At 41.1% G+C, this 18,638-nt stretch carries 21 protein-coding genes; 17 read left to right on the top strand and 4 right to left on the bottom strand.

The genetic code is table 11. From position 1 onward, the window contains the following. Positions 1-35: 35 nt before the first annotated feature. The 15 genes from glyA to msr(D) all read left to right on the top strand — a co-directional run bounded on the left by glyA (position 36) and on the right by msr(D) (position 15,769). Complete coding sequence (gene glyA, locus D8792_RS03995) at positions 36-1,298, top strand: serine hydroxymethyltransferase (RefSeq protein ID WP_125372982.1); 1,263 nt, start codon at positions 36-38, stop codon at positions 1,296-1,298. Between the two features lies 1 nt (position 1,299). Next, positions 1,300-2,274: a nucleoid-associated protein gene (locus D8792_RS04000; protein ID WP_125372983.1), complete on the top strand. Its 975-nt coding sequence runs from the start codon at positions 1,300-1,302 to the stop codon at positions 2,272-2,274. Further along, positions 2,274-2,876: a lysozyme family protein gene (locus D8792_RS04005; protein ID WP_125372984.1), complete on the top strand. Its 603-nt coding sequence runs from the start codon at positions 2,274-2,276 to the stop codon at positions 2,874-2,876. Before D8792_RS04000 ends, D8792_RS04005 begins: the two co-directional genes overlap by 1 nt. Positions 2,877-2,962: 86 nt before the next feature. Continuing rightward, positions 2,963-3,796, top strand: a complete 834-nt coding sequence (locus D8792_RS04010) for an alpha/beta fold hydrolase (RefSeq protein WP_125372985.1) — start codon at positions 2,963-2,965, stop codon at positions 3,794-3,796. A gap of 29 nt (positions 3,797-3,825) precedes the next feature. Then, complete coding sequence (gene msrC, locus D8792_RS04015; protein ID WP_125372986.1) at positions 3,826-4,323, top strand: free L-methionine (R)-S-oxide reductase MsrC; 498 nt, start codon at positions 3,826-3,828, stop codon at positions 4,321-4,323. After that, positions 4,323-5,987 carry a DNA polymerase III subunit gamma/tau gene (dnaX, locus tag D8792_RS04020; RefSeq protein ID WP_125372987.1) on the top strand — a complete coding sequence of 555 codons (1,665 nt, stop codon included), beginning with the start codon at positions 4,323-4,325 and terminating at the stop codon, positions 5,985-5,987. The genes msrC and dnaX overlap by 1 nt, the downstream gene beginning before the upstream one ends. A gap of 38 nt (positions 5,988-6,025) precedes the next feature. Next, a complete protein-coding gene (locus D8792_RS04025) occupies positions 6,026-6,217 on the top strand; it encodes a DUF3272 family protein (protein ID WP_125372988.1) in 192 nt (63 codons plus the stop codon). 211 nt (positions 6,218-6,428) lie between these two features. Next, entirely contained in the window at positions 6,429-7,712 is a 1,284-nt protein-coding gene (gene aroA / locus D8792_RS04030; RefSeq protein ID WP_125372989.1) for a 3-phosphoshikimate 1-carboxyvinyltransferase, read from the top strand. After that, entirely contained in the window at positions 7,705-8,181 is a 477-nt protein-coding gene (locus tag D8792_RS04035; RefSeq protein WP_125372990.1) for a shikimate kinase, read from the top strand. Before aroA ends, D8792_RS04035 begins: the two co-directional genes overlap by 8 nt. Continuing rightward, positions 8,178-9,026, top strand: coding sequence for a prephenate dehydratase (pheA, locus tag D8792_RS04040; protein WP_125372991.1), 849 nt, complete (start codon positions 8,178-8,180; stop codon positions 9,024-9,026). The genes D8792_RS04035 and pheA overlap by 4 nt, the downstream gene beginning before the upstream one ends. Beyond that, positions 9,023-10,360 (top strand): LCP family protein, encoded by a 1,338-nt coding sequence (locus tag D8792_RS04045; protein WP_125372992.1) that lies wholly within the window; start codon positions 9,023-9,025, stop codon positions 10,358-10,360. Before pheA ends, D8792_RS04045 begins: the two co-directional genes overlap by 4 nt. A 182-nt stretch (positions 10,361-10,542) precedes the next feature. Further along, positions 10,543-11,898 carry a 23S rRNA (uracil(1939)-C(5))-methyltransferase RlmD gene (gene rlmD, locus D8792_RS04050; protein ID WP_125372993.1) on the top strand — a complete coding sequence of 452 codons (1,356 nt, stop codon included), beginning with the start codon at positions 10,543-10,545 and terminating at the stop codon, positions 11,896-11,898. 514 nt (positions 11,899-12,412) lie between these two features. Next, the gene (locus D8792_RS04055; protein WP_000873143.1) at positions 12,413-12,583 is read left to right on the top strand and encodes a hypothetical protein; all 171 of its coding nucleotides are present in this window, start codon (positions 12,413-12,415) and stop codon (positions 12,581-12,583) included. Between the two features lie 385 nt (positions 12,584-12,968). Then, a complete protein-coding gene (gene mef(A) / locus D8792_RS04060; protein ID WP_000417519.1) occupies positions 12,969-14,186 on the top strand; it encodes a macrolide efflux MFS transporter Mef(A) in 1,218 nt (405 codons plus the stop codon). Positions 14,187-14,305: 119 nt separating this feature from the next. After that, positions 14,306-15,769, top strand: coding sequence for an ABC-F type ribosomal protection protein Msr(D) (gene msr(D), locus D8792_RS04065; RefSeq protein WP_000420313.1), 1,464 nt, complete (start codon positions 14,306-14,308; stop codon positions 15,767-15,769). Between the two features lie 117 nt (positions 15,770-15,886). Here msr(D) and D8792_RS04070 read toward each other — a convergent pair whose 3' ends face one another. From D8792_RS04070 to D8792_RS04085, 4 genes are all read right to left on the bottom strand, one after another. Further along, positions 15,887-16,186 (bottom strand): DUF5960 family protein, encoded by a 300-nt coding sequence (locus D8792_RS04070; protein ID WP_001072467.1) that lies wholly within the window; start codon positions 16,184-16,186, stop codon positions 15,887-15,889. After that, a complete protein-coding gene (locus D8792_RS04075; RefSeq protein ID WP_000567222.1) occupies positions 16,173-16,541 on the bottom strand; it encodes a hypothetical protein in 369 nt (122 codons plus the stop codon). The genes D8792_RS04070 and D8792_RS04075 overlap by 14 nt, the downstream gene beginning before the upstream one ends. Positions 16,542-16,553: 12 nt before the next feature. Continuing rightward, positions 16,554-16,823, bottom strand: coding sequence for a DinB/UmuC family translesion DNA polymerase (locus D8792_RS04080; protein WP_001816406.1), 270 nt, complete (start codon positions 16,821-16,823; stop codon positions 16,554-16,556). Positions 16,824-16,884: 61 nt separating this feature from the next. Further along, positions 16,885-17,130 (bottom strand): hypothetical protein, encoded by a 246-nt coding sequence (locus tag D8792_RS04085; protein WP_001813542.1) that lies wholly within the window; start codon positions 17,128-17,130, stop codon positions 16,885-16,887. 605 nt (positions 17,131-17,735) lie between these two features. On the opposite strand from D8792_RS04085, the gene D8792_RS11655 reads away from it, so the two are divergent. Continuing rightward, the gene (locus D8792_RS11655) at positions 17,736-18,083 is read left to right on the top strand and encodes a hypothetical protein (protein ID WP_260470214.1); all 348 of its coding nucleotides are present in this window, start codon (positions 17,736-17,738) and stop codon (positions 18,081-18,083) included. 148 nt (positions 18,084-18,231) lie between these two features. After that, the gene (locus D8792_RS11660) at positions 18,232-18,534 is read left to right on the top strand and encodes a hypothetical protein (RefSeq protein ID WP_260470215.1); all 303 of its coding nucleotides are present in this window, start codon (positions 18,232-18,234) and stop codon (positions 18,532-18,534) included. The last annotated feature ends 104 nt before the right edge of the window (positions 18,535-18,638 follow it).

Below are 18,638 nucleotides of genomic sequence, written 5' to 3' on the forward strand. Positions count from 1 at the left end.
TAGCGCCCTATTTTCTCAAAAGAAGGAGATACCTTATGATTTTTGACCAAGAAGACTATAAAGCATTTGACAAAGAACTCTGGGATGCCATTGCCAATGAGGAAGAGCGTCAGCAACATAATATCGAGCTGATCGCTTCAGAAAACGTCGTTTCTAAAGCTGTTATGGCCGCTCAAGGTTCTATTTTGACCAATAAATATGCTGAAGGCTACCCAGGTCGCCGTTATTATGGTGGAACAGACGTAGTGGATGTTGTGGAGAGCTTGGCCATTGAGCGCGCTAAGGAAATCTTTGGTGCCAAATTCGCCAATGTGCAACCTCACTCAGGCAGTCAGGCCAATTGTGCAGCTTATATGGCTTTGATTGAGCCAGGCGACACAGTGATGGGCATGGATTTGTCTGCTGGTGGTCACTTGACCCATGGTGCTCCAGTCAGCTTCTCTGGCCAAACCTACCATTTTGTATCTTATAGCGTTGATCCAGAAACAGAGTTGCTGGACTTTGATGCCATCCTCAAGCAAGCTAAGGAAGTACAGCCTAAGTTGATTGTGGCAGGTGCTTCAGCCTATTCTCACATCATCGACTTTTCAAAATTCCGTGAAATTGCTGATGCAGTCGGTGCCAAACTGATGGTCGATATGGCTCACATTGCTGGATTAGTCGCTGCTGGTCTCCATCCGAGCCCTGTGCCTTATGCGGACATCACAACAACAACAACTCATAAAACCTTGCGTGGACCTCGCGGTGGCTTGATTTTGACGAATGATGAAGACCTAGCTAAGAAAATTAACTCAGCTATCTTCCCGGGCATTCAAGGCGGACCACTGGAGCATGTAATTGCAGCCAAAGCAGTGGCCTTTAAAGAAGTGCTGGATCCAGCTTTCAAGGTTTATGCTCAGCAGATTTTGGACAATGCCCAAGCTATGGCCCAAGTCTTCCGTCAGCATGACAAGTTCCGTGTAATTTCTGACGGTACTGAAAATCATCTTTTCTTGGTTGATGTCACTAAGGTTGTAGAAAATGGGAAAGTGGCGCAAAATCTCTTAGATGAGGTCAATATCACGCTTAATAAAAACTCCATTCCTTACGAAACTTTGTCACCATTTAAGACTAGCGGCATTCGTATTGGTACAGCAGCTATCGCAGCTCGAGGCTTTGGTGTCACAGAAAGTATCAAGGTAGCTGAGCTCATTATCAAGGCTCTGGAAAACGCTGAAAACGAAGCGGTGCTCAATCAAGTTCGGGCGGAAGTTCGTGAATTGACGGACGCTTTTCCGCTCTATGAAGGTTTGAACTAAGATGGACATTTACGTAAAAAAGGCCATCATTCATCAATTCAGTCCAGCTGATACGGACTTGCTGCTGGCGGATAAGTTTCTCAACATTACTCCCAAGATTGAGGAATACTTGCGTAAGAAAATCGAGCGTGTCTATTCAGACGAGGCTAAAACAGGCATTTTCGAACCTGATAATGTCTTTTTGGCTCAGCTTTCGGACGACTTATTGGAAACATCCGTGACGGTGGCCAAACTTTGGCAGGAAGAGTTTTCGGTCAGTGAAAACCAGAAAACCAACGATCTGATTTTCGTTCAGTTTGACAAGGAAGGCGTGGAGCATTTTGCTTTTCTGCGGATTGCGCTGCGGGAAACCCTAACCCACTTGGGTGGCGAGGTAGACAATCCTATCAAGCTGACGCAGAACAATCTGCCTGGCTTTGGTACGGGGGCGGACGAGGCTTTGGTCATCAATCTCCAGTCTCGCAAGTACCATCTGATTGAAAAGCGTATCAAGTACAATGGTGCCTTCCTCAACTATTTTTCTGACAATATCTTGCAGGTCAGTCCCAAGATTTCACCAAAAAAATCTATCAAAACTCTGGAAAAAACGGCTCAAAAGATTGCTGAAAGCTTTAACACAGACGACTTTCAGTTCCAGTCTAAGGTCAAATCCAGCATTTTCAAAAATCTGGAAGAAAATGACGAATTGTCTCCTGAAAAGTTGGCAGGCGAGCTGTTTGACAGCAATCTGACAGCCCGACTTACCTTTATTGACCAAGTTAAGGAAACTGTGCCAGAGCCAATCAAGTTTGATGAGATTGACAGCAGTCGCCAGAAAAAGAAGTTCGAAAATCAAAAATTATCCCTCTCTAATGGAATAGAGCTAATCGTTCCCAATAATGTTTATCAGGATGCTGAATCCGTGGAATTTATCCAGAACGACAACGGGACCTATTCTATTCTCATCAAAAATATCGAGGATATACAAAGTAAATAATGTTTAAATTTATCAGAAGATTGATTTTGGTCATCATTCTGGCTGCCATTGCGATAAAAGGCTATCAAGTCCATCGTGATGTTAAGCAGGTTATGACCTATCAAAACTTGGTTAGAGAAGTACTGGACGAGCAGGATACGGCGGCCAATGAAGAGCTAGTCCTAGCTATGATCTACACGGAAACCAAGGGAAGAAATAACGACCTCATGCAGTCTAGTGAGAGTGCAACAGGCGAAATCAATTCGATTACAGACAATAAAGAAAGTGTCCGCCAAGGTATTCAGACTCTATCGGACAATCTAGAGCTGGCCAGCGAGAAAAAGGTAGATGTTTGGACAGCGGTTCAGGCCTATAATTTCGGTCTGGCCTATATCGACTATGTGGCACAAAATGGCGGTGAGAATACGCTCGAGCTAGCGAAAAAATACTCAAAAGAAGTAGTTGCACCGAGTCTTGGCAATGTGACTGGAAAAACCTATTCATACTATAATGTACTTTCTATTTTTTACGGGCCCAAGCTTTATATCAATGGTGGAAATTACTACTATTCGCGTCAGGTGCGACTAAATATGTACCTTATCCGCTTTATGGGTTGGCTGTAAACAGATGATTTGAGTATAGCTTGCCTTTCTATAGGAATAAATTGAGATAAACTATACTAAACCAATTAGAATGTGAGTGTTGAACTTTGATTGAAAAGACACATGAAACACAAAGTGGAATAATTCATTATTGGACAAATGATGGTGATGAATCATCCCAAAGCGCTCTTATCTTTTTGCCTGGACTTACAGCTGACCATAGATTATTTGACAAACAAATAGAGTACTTTAAAGACAAATATAGAGTCCTAGTGTGGGATGCTCCAGGCCACGCGTCATCTTATCCTTTTAACCTCGATTTTAGCTTGTTTGATATGGCAAAATGGTTAGATGGAATATTTGTCAAAGAGGGAATTGAAAAGCCAATCATAATTGGTCAGTCAATGGGAGGATATGTAGGACAGGTTTATGCTCAACTTTTTCCTGAGAAATTAAAAGGTCTTGTTACGATTGATTCACCTTCCCTGCAAAGGAACTATTATACAGCTATGGAGTTGTGGCTCTTAAAAAATATGGAGGCAATTTATAGAATCTATCCATGGAAATCTCTTTTGAAATCTGGTCCTAAAAGCGTATCAACAACAGACTATGGAAGAAAACTGATGTATGATATGATGATGGTTTATTATGGCGATCAAAAAAGGTATGCTCGTCTTGCGGGATACGGATATAAGATGTTTTCAGAAGCAGTAGAGAAGAAGCTTTCTTATGAAGTAAAATGTCCACAATTGGTTATATGTGGAAAAGAAGATCGTGCAGGGTCTTGTATACGATATTTGAAAACCTATGAAAAAAATACTGAGAAGTCTGTTCAATGGATTGATAAGGCGGGACATAATTCAAATACCGACCAACCCGATATTGTAAATAGACTGATTGATGAATTTTTGGATAACAAAATTAAAGAAAAGCTTGGTTGAAAGACCGGCTTTTTGATATAATAGACTCTATGAACACAAAAGAAAAAATTTCAAATTATCAACTGTTGCTGGCTCAGCTGGAAGCTTTGCTGGATGGCGAGACCAACGCTTTGGCCAATCTTTCCAATGCTAGCGCCTTGCTCAATCAAGCCCTGCCTAATTCGGTTTTTACTGGTTTCTATATTTTTGATGGGAGTGAGCTGATTCTGGGGCCTTTTCAGGGAGGTGTTTCCTGTGTCCATATTACGCTAGGCAAGGGTGTCTGTGGGGAGTCAGCTGAGAAAGAGCAGACGATTATCGTAGATGATGTGAGCCAGCATGCCAACTATATCTCCTGTGATAGCCGAGCTAAGAGCGAGATTGTGGTGCCTATGGTAAAAGATGGTCGCCTTCTTGGAGTGTTGGATTTGGACTCAGCCTTGACGGGTGACTATGATAAGCTAGATCAGGAATATCTAGAAAAATTTGTCCAGATTTTGCTTGAAAAAACGACGTGGAATTTTGAAATGTTTGGAGAAAAAGCCTAATGTATCAAGCTTTATATCGGAAATACCGCAGTCAGACCTTTGGTCAACTGGTGGGGCAGCAGGTAGTAGCCACTACTCTGCGCCAGGCTGTGGAGCAAGGGAAAATCAGCCATGCCTATCTCTTTTCTGGCCCACGTGGAACAGGGAAGACCAGTGTTGCCAAGATTTTTGCCAAGGCTATGAACTGTCCGAATCAAAAGGACGGCGAACCCTGCAATAACTGCTATATCTGTCAGGCTATCACTGAGGGGAGCCTTGAAGACGTCATCGAAATCGACGCAGCTTCTAACAATGGAGTAGATGAGATTCGTGATATTCGGGACAAGTCTACCTATGCACCTAGCCTCGCCAAGCACAAGGTCTATATCATTGACGAGGTGCACATGCTCTCGACTGGAGCTTTTAACGCCTTACTTAAGACCTTGGAAGAGCCAACGGAAAATGTGGTATTTATCCTAGCGACGACAGAGTTGCATAAGATTCCAGCGACCATTCTTTCACGCGTCCAGCGTTTTGAGTTTAAGTCTATCAAGACGCAGGACATTATTGGTCATATCGAGTGGATTTTGGAGCAGGAAGGCATTGACTTTGAGCAAGAAGGTGTGCAGATTATTGCCCGTCGAGCTGAGGGCGGTATGCGGGACGCCTTGTCTATCCTCGATCAGGCTCTTAGCTTAACTCAGGAAAATCGTTTGACCACTGACATTGCTGAAGAAATCACTGGCTCTATCAGCTTAGGAGCCTTGGATGCCTATGTAGCAGCCTTGATTGCTCATGATGCAGTAGCAGCCTTGGATAATCTCAATCTGATTTTTGACAGCGGCAAAAACATGGCCCGTTTTGTGACGGACCTCCTGCAATATCTGCGTGATCTGATTATTGTCAAAACTGGCGGAGCAAATCATCATGCCAGCGAGCTCTTTCTGGAAAATCTCAAGACACCGCAGGAGACTCTCTTTGCCATGATTGAGATGGCGACCAAGAGTTTAGCAGACATCAAGAATAGCCTGCAGCCTAAGATTTATACAGAAATGATGACCATTCGGCTGGCAGAGGAAAAAGCCAGCTTAGATCAGATTCCTGACAACTTGGCAGAGGAACTGTCTAATCTCAAGCAGGAGATCCAAGAGCTCAAGCAACGATTAGCCAATGTCGGCAGTCAGCCAGCTCCAGTAGCTAAGAAATCAGAGGCACGACCTCAGAAGGCTAAGACCTATCGAGTAGACCGCAATAAGGTCAATGCTATCTTGGAAGAAGCGGTGGAAAATCCTGACTTGGCTCGCAGCAATTTGACGAAGCTGCAAAATGCTTGGGGTGAAATCATCGAGAGTCTGGCGGGCGCGGACAAAGCTCTGCTCATTGGTTCGCAGCCAGTTGCGGCCAATGAAAATCATGCTATTTTGGCCTTTGAGTCTCATTTCAACGCTGAGCAAACCATGAAAAGAGAAAATCTCAATACCATGTTTGGGAATCTGCTCAGCAATGCTGCTGGCTTTTCACCAGATATTCTGGCTATTTCACTAGAGGATTGGACTCAAATTCGAGCAGAATTTTCAGCTAGAAGTCGTAGCAATAAAGCAGAAGTAGCTGAAAAGCAGGAAGAAAGATTGATACCAGAAGGCTTTGACTTTCTAGCGGAAAAAATCACTGTTCAAGATGATTGAATTTAGATTTTTATGATTTTTCATGCTATAATGGAAGAATGAATAGACGACAATTTATAGTAATGGCGGCTTTTACAGCCCTAGAAACATATTTTTTTAATGAAGCAATCATGTCTGAGAACTATCTGATGGCTATTTTCTGGGCTATCTTGATTGGTCGCAATCTGCAGATTAGCTATATGATGGGGCGGATTATGGATGAGATTGATAAGCATTTAAGACACAAATAATGGCTAAATCAGAGAATGACTAGAGCAAGAATCTAGCACTCTTGTGGTTTTGATAAGGAATAAAGGGAGGCTGAGAGACGATTGTCGCAGCCTCTTTTATGATGTATAAAAGTAGAAAGAAGGAAGAAGTCGGAATGAATACAAGAATTTATTAGAAAATTGTTATTTTTATGATAAAATAGAAGTTAGTAGCAAATTGAAAGGGGCATCTATGAAGTTAAGAACAAAGGCAAAAGGTTTGAATGGTCGTATCCGTGTGCCAGGCGATAAATCGATNAGTCATCGTTCGATTATGTTCGGGAGCTTGGCCAAGGGCCTTACAGTGGTTCACGATATTTTGAGAGGTGAGGATGTCCTTTCTACGATGCAGGTCTTTCGCGATTTAGGCGTCAAGATAGAGGATGATGGGAAGACTGTCAAGATCCACGGTGTTGGGTTTGATGGTCTCAAGGCGCCGGATAATAAATTAGACATGGGCAATTCAGGAACCTCCATCCGCTTGATCTCAGGTGTCTTGGCAGGTCAGGATTTTGCAGCAGAGATGTTTGGGGATGATAGTTTGTCCAAGCGTCCGATGGATCGGGTAACCCTGCCTCTTAGTCAAATGGGTGTGGATATTTGGGGTCAGACAAAACGAGATTTACCGCCACTACACATTCATGGCCGAAAAGATTTAAAGCCTATCCATTACCAGCTGCCAGTGGCTTCCGCTCAAGTCAAATCAGCCTTGATTTTTGCGGCTTTACAGGCTCAAGGCGAGTCAGTCATTATTGAAAAGGAAATTACCCGTAACCATACAGAGGATATGATTGTCCAATTTGGTGGTCAAATTGAGGTCAAGGGCAAGGAAATCCGTGTTCAGGGTGGTCAGATCTTTACAGGGCAAGAAGTGAGAGTGCCTGGCGATATTTCCAGTGCAGCCTTCTGGCTGGTTGCAGGCTTGATTCTGCCCCATTCCAAAATCGTTCTTGAAAATGTTGGAATCAATGAAACTCGGACGGGGATTCTTGATGTTATCAAGGCAATGGGCGGTAAGATGACCCTTTCTAATATAGATGAGGTAGCCAAATCCGCCACGATTACCGTTGAGACTTCTGAGCTGAAAGGAACGGAGATTGGCGGAGAAATTATTCCGCGCTTGATAGACGAGCTTCCGATAATTGCCCTTTTAGCCACCCAAGCCGAGGGCAGAACGGTGATCCGAGATGCCGAGGAGTTAAAAGTCAAAGAAACCGATCGGATTCAGGTTGTCGCAGATGCTTTAAATAGCATGGGAGCAACCATTACTCCCACAGCAGATGGCATGATTATTGCTGGGAAAACGCCTCTTCATGGTGCAACCATCAATACATTCGGTGACCATCGTATTGGAATGATGGCAGCGATTGCGGCTCTATTAGTTTCAGATGGAGAGGTAGAGCTAGAGCGTGCAGAGGCTATCAATACCAGCTATCCAAGCTTCTTCTCAGATTTGGAGGGCTTGGTGAATGGCTAAGATTTTACTTGGCTTCATGGGAGCGGGAAAATCAACGATTGCGAGAGCCTTGTCAGCAGATTTTATGGATATGGACGAGCTGATTGTCCAAAAGATCGGCATGTCCATCCAAGAGTATTTTGCTCAATATGGTGAGCCAGCCTTTCGAAAGATTGAAGCCGAAGTCTTGGCTGAGTGTATCCAGCAGGATGTCGTCCTTTCTACAGGAGGCGGTGTCGTCTTGAGTGCAGAAAATCGTGATTTATTAGCCCAAAATCCCCAAAATATTTATCTGAAAGCTGACTTTGAGACCCTCTTTCGTCGGATTGAGCAAGATCAGGAAAATCAGCGCCCCTTGTATCTGACCAAGAGCAAGGCAGATTTGCAGGAGATTTTTGAACAAAGGCAGGCTCTCTATGAGGCGGTCGCGACACAAACAATTGACGTGGTAGGAAAAACGCCACAAGAAATTATTGAGGAAATTCAATGAGAGTAGCATTTTTAGGACCCAAGGGCTCCTTTTCCCATCATGTTGCCCAAGAAGCCTTTCCCCAAGCAGACTTGGTGCCCTACCCAAACATCACAGAAGTGATGAAGGCTTATGAGGGGAAAGAGGTGGATTATTCAGTCGTTCCCGTGGAAAATTCGATTGAAGGAAGTGTCCATGAGACCTTGGATTATCTTTTCCATCAAGCTGAGATTCAAGCAGTGGCAGAGATTGTTCAGCCCATTAAGCAGCAGTTATTGGCAACTAGCTTAGATAAGCCCATTGAAAAAGTCTTTTCTCATCCTCAGGCGCTTGCTCAGGGAAAAGGCTATATTCGCCAGCATTATCCAGAAGCAGCGCTTGAAATTACAGCTAGTACAGCCTATGCGGCTCGCTTTGTAGCAGAGCATCCTGACCAACCTTTTGCGGCTATTGCACCGCGGACTGCGGCAGTCGAGTATGGTTTGCAAGTGGTGGCCCAAGATATTCAGGAAATGGAGGAAAATTTCACTCGTTTCTGGATTTTAGGACAGACCACTCCCACTCTTAGGCTTGTAAAGCAAGAGGAAAAACAGAGTTTGGCTTTGACTTTACCGGATAATCTGCCCGGTGCTTTGTATAAGGCCTTATCAACCTTTGCTTGGCGTGGTATTGACCTGACAAAGATTGAAAGTCGCCCTCTTAAAACAGCCCTAGGGGAATATTTCTTTATTATTGATATTGATAATGAACGGAAAGAATTAGTGGATTTCGCTTACCAAGAGCTTGCTACACTTGGTATCACCTTTAAAATTCTAGGCAGTTATCCCGTTTTTCTGATTCAGGATTATAGATTGGAGCAGAGATGAGAGAAACAGAAAATCTGAGTCGACACGAGCAGTTAAGGCTGGATTATCTCCATACAAACTATTACTATCTTAACGAACATGAAAAAGAGGAGTATAATTACCTCCGCCAAAAGTCGAAAGGACGGTCAGATGTTGCGCAAAAGCCGTCTACCAAGCAGACCGTGCAGGCTTCTCCAGAGAATTCGAAGACGGACTCATCCGGTTTGTTACCCAAATACCCGGGTAAAGGCTCTCTTAGCAGAAGCCAAAAGAATTCCCGCAATTCTTTAAAGCAAGAAACGAAAAAATCAACTCAGAAAACTCCGAGAACCTACAAAAAAATTCGTCCGAAGCGCGTGCTGATGTGGCTCCTGATTTTTGTGCTTTTGGTTGTTTCTGGCATGCTCTTTATGTTTTTTAAAGGCTTAAATACAGCGAGACCAGGAAATCTTAAAGCAGCTGATGTTGAGTACTTTGATGGCCATGATGCTCGAGATGGGATCAATATTCTTGTTTTAGGGACGGATGGCCGAATTGGAGAAAATTCAACGGAGACTCGGACCGATTCAATTATGGTCTTGAACGTTGGCAATAAAGACCATAAAATGAAGTTGGTTAGCTTTATGCGTGATACCTTGATTCATATTGACGGCGTCAGCAATTCCTACACGGAGCCGACGGATGATGATTATTATGATCAAAAATTGAACTCCGCCTATACTTTTGGTGAACAAGATAATCATCGTGGAGCTGAGGCAGTTCGTCAAGCTTTGAAGGATAACTTCGATATTGACATTAAATACTATGCTCTAGTGGATTTTAACACCTTTGCGACTGCAATTGACACCCTCTTTCCAAATGGTGTATTTATGGATGCTAAATTTTCGACCATTGATGGGGAAAAAGTCACAGAAGTGGAAGTTCCAGATGATTTGAACATGAAGGATGGAGTGGTTCCTACTCAAACCATCAAGGTTGGTCGTCAGCACATGGATGGGCGAACGCTCTTAAACTATGCCCGTTTCCGTAAGGACGATGAGGGTGACTTTGGACGTACACGCCGCCAGCAAGAAGTCTTGACTGCTATCATGCAGCAGATAAAAGACCCTACCAAGCTTTTTACAGGATCTGAAGCATTAGGAAAAGTTTTTGCCTTGACCTCGACCAATGTACCGCAGAGTTTTATTTGGTCACAAGGCTTATCCTTGGTGCTCGATTCACGCAATGGGATAGAGCGCCTCACTGTACCAGAACTAGGCGACTGGACGGATACCTATGATATGTATGGTGGACAAGGACTCTTGATTGATTTTGAAGCCTATAAAGAAAGATTGAAACAAATGGGCTTAAGATAGGGCTCTTATGATATAATGGGAAGTGGCAGATTTTGTCTCTTCCCTTTCTTTTTGGAAAATAGCAGAGCAGAAATGTGAACATCCATTCAAGCAGGAAGAAAGAAATAAACAGTAGAAAACCCTGTGATTCCCTGCTTTAGTATCATTGCAGTTGAGCGCAGGATTGATTAGAAAGTAAAGAAATGTTAGAAAAGAACGATATTATTGAAGTAGAAATTGTAGATCTGAGTCATGAGGGAGCGGGTGTGGCTAAGGTAGACGGCCGCGTCTTTTTCATTGAAAATGCCCTGCCGAGTGAAGTGATTCGCATGCGTGTCCTCAAGGTCAATAAAAAAATCGGCTTCGGCCGAGTTGAGGAATTTGTGAAGAAGTCTAACCAGCGCAATGAGCATGTCGATTTGGCCTATCTGCGGACTGGAATTGCTGATTTAGGGCACTTAGCCTACCCAGCCCAGTTAGCTTTTAAAGGCAAGCAAGTGCAGGACTGCCTTTATAAAATAGCTGGCATTTCGGACGTAGAAGTGATGGAAACACTGGGCATGGATCAGCCGCTGGCCTACCGCAATAAGGCTCAGGTGCCAGTTCGCCGTGTCAATGGACAGCTGGAAACTGGCTTTTTCCGGAAAAATTCCCATGACCTCCTACCGATTGAGGACTTTTATATTCAGGATCCAGTTATCGACCAGGTCATCGTTTTTGTACGCGACTTGCTGCGTCGCTTCGACCTTAAGCCTTACGATGAGAAGGAAGGTACTGGTCTGATCCGTAATCTGGTTGTCCGCCGTGGCCATTATTCTGGTGAAATCATGGTGATTTTGGTGACCAGTCGGTCTAAGATTTTCCGAGTGGAGCAGCTAATTGAGCGTTTGACAGAAGCTTTCCCAGCTATCAAATCTATTATGCAAAATATCAATGACCAGCTAGGCAATGCCATTTTCGGTCGGGAGTTTCGGACACTCTACGGCCAAGACTTTATCATTGACAGCATGCTGGGCAAGCAGTTCCAGATTGCTGCGCCAGCCTTTTACCAAGTCAATACTGAGATGGCAGAGAAGCTGTATCAGACGGCCTTTGACTTTGCTGATTTTAAAAAAGAAGATATTGTGCTGGATGCCTACTCGGGCATTGGTACCATTGGTCTGTCGCTGGCTGACCGAGTCCAGCAGGTCTATGGAGTCGAGGTCATTCCTGAGGCCGTGGAAAATAGTCAGCGAAACGCAGAACTCAACGGCATCACCAATGCCAGCTATGTTTGCGCCCCTGCAGAAAAAGCCATCCAAACTTGGCTGGATCAGGGAATCAAGGCGGATGTCATCCTAGTCGATCCGCCGCGCAAGGGCCTGACAGAAAGCTTTATCACTTCCAGTGTCAGCATGGAGCCCCAGCGGATTGTCTATATCTCCTGCAATCCTGCCACCATGGCGCGTGATATCAAACTCTATCAAGAACTGGGCTACGAACTGAAGAAAGTCCAGCCAGTTGATTTATTTCCGCAGACGCATCATGTTGAGGCGGTAAGTTTGCTAGTCAAGGAGTAAAACGACGAAGATTAGCATTTACTTCCGCCCATGCGATAGCTGTCCGTGATTGACAAGTGCTAGCACGCAGACAGAACGGAGATAGCGAACCGCTGAGTGTGTCGCTCTGCTCGTAAAAGCTTAGAAACCTTTGAACGAAAGGGATAATGAAAGCCTTGATTGCAAGGCTTTTTGCTTTATGGTGGGTAAGTATCAGAGTGAGAAAATTTTTGGAATGAGTAGAAGTGATAGCTAGAAATTATCAGTTTCTATTTCCATTTACCCTGTGGGTACGTGTTTGTTTCCATTGACAAGGAGTTTGTGGGAATAGAAATGTACCCACCTTGTTTGAATCAAGTGAAGTGTAGTTGAAGGAAATCTGTTGAAAGCAATACTTCATTTTACCGAATAAGTAATAATTTAGGCAACTTCAAATCGATTAAAAAAAACTATTTTAAAGGTTAAGAGTAGACAAAAATTGTCCACTCTTTTTTGCAAACTCAATTTATCAATAAATGAAATGAGGGAATGTAAAATGAAATATTTTGAGGTTGAGTTAGAAAATCCTGATGAATTTTTAAAACTACAAACAGAAGATTTTGTGAAAGCTAATCGCTTGCTACTAAGGAAGATAATCCAGAGCGTTACAGTCTATGAAGAAAACTTCGTCATATCCTTTAAATCTGGCATCGAATTGGAAGTATGAGTCTCATTCCATAACTTTTATATTGAACATATCATCTTGTTGTGTTATACTATAAATTGATATAAACAAAGATGTAGGAGGAACCGAAACTATGACAGCCTCAATGCGTTTAAGATAAGCTGGCAATAAAAAAAGCAGAATCTATACCCGATGATAGGCTTTTTTGTTGTGCTTATTTATACGATATTGAGCATTCATTAGTTACGGTGAGGATATTGGTTATTTAACTATACCTTTATTTAACTATGTCTTTAATATGAATGTTTCCAAATTGTATGTATGCAGACCAAAAGCCACATTGTGGGGTTTGGCCTGCATTTTTTATTGCCTAGAATGCTATTCAAAATAGAAATTCAAGCAAAATAATATGCAGGAGATAATATAAATGGAAAAATACAACAATTGGAAACGAAAATTTTATGCAATATGGGCAGGGCAAGCAGTATCATTAATCACTAGTGCCATCCTGCAAATGGCGATTATTTTTTACCTTACAGAAAAAACAGGATCTGCGATGGTCTTGTCTATGGCTTCATTAGTAGGTTTTTTACCCTATGCGATTTTGGGACCTGCCATTGGTGTGCTAGTGGATCGTCATGATAGGAAGAAGATAATGATTGGTGCCGATTTAATTATCGCAGCAGCTGGTGCAGTGCTTGCTATTGTTGCATTCTGTATGGAGCTACCTGTCTGGATGATTATGATAGTATTGTTTATCCGTAGCATTGGAACAGCTTTTCATACCCCAGCACTCAATGCGGTTACACCACTTTTAGTACCAGAAGAACAGCTAACGAAATGCGCAGGCTATAGTCAGTCTTTGCAGTCTATAAGCTATATTGTTAGTCCGGCAGTTGCAGCACTCTTATACTCCGTTTGGGATTTAAATGCTATTATTGCCATCGACGTATTGGGTGCTGTGATTGCATCTATTACGGTAGCAATTGTACGTATACCTAAGCTGGGTAATCAAGTGCAAAGTTTAGAACCAAATTTCATAAGGGAGATGAAAGAAGGAGTTGTGGTTCTGAGACAAAACAAAGGATTGTTTGCCTTATTACTCTTAGGAACACTATATACTTTTGTTTATATGCCAATCAATGCACTATTTCCTTTAATAAGCATGGAACACTTTAATGGAACGCCTGTGCATATTTCTATTACGGAAATTTCCTTTGCATTTGGGATGCTAGCAGGAGGCTTATTATTAGGAAGATTAGGGGGCTTCGAAAAGCATGTATTACTAATAACAAGTTCATTTTTTATAATGGGGACCAGTTTAGCCGTTTCGGGAATACTTCCTCCAAATGGATTTGTAATATTCGTAGTTTGCTGTGCAATAATGGGGCTTTCGGTGCCATTTTATAGCGGTGTGCAAACAGCTCTTTTTCAGGAGAAAATTAAGCCTGAATATTTAGGACGTGTATTTTCTTTGATCGGAAGTATCATGTCACTTGCTATGCCAATTGGGTTAATTCTTTCTGGATTCTTTGCTGATAAAATCGGTGTAAATCATTGGTTTTTACTATCAGGTATTTTAATTATTGGCATTGCTATAGTTTGCCAAATGATAACTGAGGTTAGAAAATTAGATTTAAAATAAACAATATTGGAGGAATATTTATGTATCTTATTTTCATGTAACTCTTCCTGCTAAAATCGCAGGGTTTTCCCTGCATACAAGCAAATGAAAGCATGCGATTATAGACAGGAGGAAATGTTATGGAATTAATATTAAAAGCAAAAGACATTCGTGTGGAATTCAAAGGACGCGATGTTTTAGATATAAATGAATTAGAAGTATATGATTATGACCGTATTGGTTTAGTAGGAGCAAATGGTGCTGGAAAAAGCACTTTACTCAGGGTACTTTTAGGAGAATTAACTCCCCCAGGATGTAAAATGAATCGTCTGGGTGAACTTGCCTATATTCCCCAGTTGGACGAAGTAACTCTGCAGGAGGAAAAAGATTTTGCACTTGTAGGCAAGCTAGGTGTTGAGCAATTAAATATACAGACTATGAGCGGTGGTGAAGAAACAAGGCTTAAAATAGCACAGGCCTTATCGGCACAGGTTCATGGTATTTTAGCGGATGAACCTACGAGCCATTTAGACCGTGAAGGAATTGATTTTCTAATAGGACAGCTAAAATATTTTACAGGTGCACTGTTAGTTATTAGCCATGACCGCTATTTTCTTGATGAAATAGTAGATAAAATATGGGAACTGAAAGATGGCAAAATCACTGAGTATTGGGGAAACTATTCTGATTATCTTCGTCAGAAAGAGGAAGAACGTAAGAGCCAAGCTGCAGAATACGAACAATTTATTGCGGAACGTGCCCGATTGGAAAGGGCTGCGGAGGAAAAGCGAAAACAGGCTCGTAAAATAGAACAGAAGGCAAAAGGTTCTTCAAAGAAAAAAAGTACTGAAGACGGAGGGCGTTTAGCTCATCAAAAATCAATAGGAAGTAAGGAAAAAAAGATGTATAATGCTGCTAAAACCCTAGAGCACAGGATTGCGGCCTTAGGAAAAGTAGAAGCTCCGGAAGGCATTCGCAGAATTCGTTTCAGGCAAAGTAAAGCATTGGAGCTCCATAATCCATACCCTATAGTCGGTGCAGAAATTAATAAAGTATTTGGGGATAAGGCTCTGTTTGAAAATGCATCTTTTCAAATTCCGTTAGGAGCAAAAGTGGCGTTAACTGGTGGTAATGGAATCGGAAAAACAACTTTAATCCAAATGATCTTAAACCATGAAGAAGGAATTTCTATTTCGCCTAAGGCAAAAATAGGTTACTTTGCACAGAATGGTTACAAGTACAACAGTAATCAGAATGTTATGGAGTTTATGCAGAAGGATTGTGACTACAATATATCAGAAATTCGTTCAGTGCTAGCATCTATGGGGTTCAAACAGAACGATATTGGAAAAAGTTTATCTGTTTTAAGCGGTGGAGAAATTATAAAATTGTTGCTTGCTAAAATGCTCATGGGTAGATATAACATCCTAATAATGGATGAACCCAGTAACTTCCTTGACATACCAAGTTTAGAGGCTTTGGAAATACTAATGAAGGAGTACACCGGAACTATCGTGTTTATCACCCACGATAAACGATTACTCGAAAATGTAGCAGATGTAGTTTATGAAATTAGAGATAAGAAAATAAATCTGAAACATTAAATTTAAGGTAGTCGCTGGTCAGTATAGTCTGTTCTGGTTGGCGACTCCATTGTTAAAGAGTATAAAGACTTTAGATTTTATGAATATTAAAAATAGGAACAGTCAATTGAACTGCTCCTATTTTTCTGCTAAATATATTGTAGTTTTCTTATATGTATAATGATAGATTAGCGGATTCTCATCTACGGTACTTACTTCAAATATGAAGAAGTGATCGCGGTTATCTCTGGACTTTTCCTTATTGAGGACAAAGTAATTCTTACGTGAAGTCGCCATTGTTTTTAGGATATCATCAGTTAGGAAGGTCAATGGAATATTCATGTTAGAGTAGCGGTAGAAGTCACGTTCAAAATCTTGGTAGCTCTCGCTATAATAGTCCATTTGTAGGTGATTACGCTGAAACTCAAGCTGATTCATAGAGCACCTCCTCGACAAGTTCAATACTAATAATGTCTTTTAATTTCAAATTGATGTGACCTGTTGTAGTTTTTATCAAAATGAAATCTTTGGTCAGACTTGGTATTGTTCCAGTGTAGGAAACACGCTTGTTTTTTTCAATCACTTGAATGCGTGTGCGTAGCTGCCCGGCGTATACTTGACTGAGGAGTAATAATTTCTTCTCTAGTGATAAGTCAGACATGTACGTTACTTTGTTTGTATCATCAGAGAGTGCTGATGCATGTTCAGATAGGAAAAAGCCCATCCATTTTTGCATCTTTGTATCCTGGTACTCTCTTGCTGATTGAAATGGTAAATATGAACGGTCAATCATATCAAATCCTTTCTATGCAGAGGCAAGGGTATTTTTATCAAATTGAATCGTAAAACCTTGAATTCCCCCACCTGTGTAACATTCTTTAAAGCGATTGATTACCTCAGTATAGATTATCACAGATGAGCTTGTTGGCTTAATGCTAAATGTAAATTCCAATGGTAATCGGTTTTCAGATTTAGCATGTACTAGTCGTATCGATATTTCAGTTGTTTTGAGTTTTCTCTGACGAAGTTTTGAAGTTGCTGTTTCAACGATTCCATGTAAAAATCTTTCAAGCATTTCAATATCATTACATCCTTTGCTACGGATTTCTGAAAATTGTACTGTATTTTTTCTTGTTTCATTTTAATCCCTCCAATCCACCCGCGGAATGACCACCGATAAGTTTACTGCGTTCAATATTTCTGGAACCTTCAGTTAGGACGGTTCCTTTTTGTATGGCTAAAAAACCAAACTGTTCTCTGACAACATCAATAGCTGTCTGAAGTCTATTATCTTTTTCAATTTGTTCTACATCATCAAAGAGTGATAGTAGAGTATAGCTTTCATCTACGAAGCCACTATAAGATACACCAATTTGTCTCACTGCACCAGAGGTGTATTTTTTCGGAATAATACAAGTACATGACTCACCATTGTTTTGGGGAGATTTGCGGGTTCAATTTTATTCTGAGCATTTATAGATTTTTTCATCTCAGTCCTAGAATAGCCAATATGAATAGAAACGACAGTAGTCAATACTAGGGCTACTGTTCCGTTCCACAGTATCATTTAAAAATCATTTTCACACCCTTTCGTCTATTAGTATAGAAGAAAGCTCTCAGCACATGTTGAGGCGGTATCACTGCTTGTACGAGCTGAGGCATCAGCGAAGTAGAAGTAGAACAGTGGTTTATATTCTTACAGAAAATCTAGCAATTTTATAGCAAGCATTACGATCTGACAGGAGTCAATAACCTTTTAGAATATTATCTCAGTTAACGATTAAAATTCTAAGTTTAGAAAATAAAATGGTTTAATTATGTGCTTGTTATTGGACAGAATAACGAGCACATAAGAAGGGGAAAATTGCCTTCAAGTTTTAGATGGACTGAGGTAGAGTTGTCAGCGACTGTGACCGAATGGTTAAGGTCATTTTGTGGTTTTAGTGATATAATAAACAATATGAATAAGCTGTTTTGTGAGGACGAAATGACTGATAGTAAAAAAGTGAAGAAAGTTGAAATAGACTCTATAAAAATTGCCTTAGACAACGCAACAAACCTCTCTGAGAAGATAAAATTGGGACAAAATACTGGAGCTATTTCTGTTTTGGCTAATACCTTTAGTAACTTTCAAGCAGCAGTAAATACTTCTAATATTTCAGGAATCATTGTGGCTTCAAATGCATTAAGTGCATCTAAATTAGTGAATATTGCTAATTTGACAACTCCTTTAGCAAGTCTGACTTCATCAATTCAAGTGGACAAAAGTGCTATCAATGCCATGTCAGAAGTGATTGCTTCATACAATAAATGGATGGATTATTTATTTTCGTGATAGAAATGTTTATCAGCGTGTACTTACTGAGGAATGGAATGCCTTGGAGGACGAATGGATCGAGTTGCTTAGGGATAAACTAAACAATGAGGATTTTATTATTGCCTTACAAAATTCGCCGTGTTTCTTGGGTCCTCTAGTAAAATCAATGGTTGATTGCTACTTTAATCAAAACTACTATGCAGCATACACTCTGGGTAGTTTGGCAATTGATGGTGCATTAAATAGAATTTCAAAAATGATTTCTTCAAGGAAGACAATACTAGTTGGGTATAAAGCTGTTGAAGAAATTGATAGTATATTTATCGATAAGTCATTTAGCGATATAGGGCTAATGCATTTGTTATTTAATTTTTTCGAAGATACAAAAAGGTTTACGCTAGATGAACCCAATAGACACATGGTGGGACACGGTGTTGGGAAAAAGAAATCGACGAAACAGATTTTTTGAAGCCATTTAATACACTGTTGTACATTTGTGATGAGTATGATTATTGGGAAGAAATTATAGAGACTCTAGAGACTGACAGATTAAAATAAATTTATGAGAGAGTT

Source organism: Streptococcus cristatus (genome assembly GCF_003943505.1).
GTDB lineage: Bacteria > Bacillota > Bacilli > Lactobacillales > Streptococcaceae > Streptococcus > Streptococcus cristatus_E.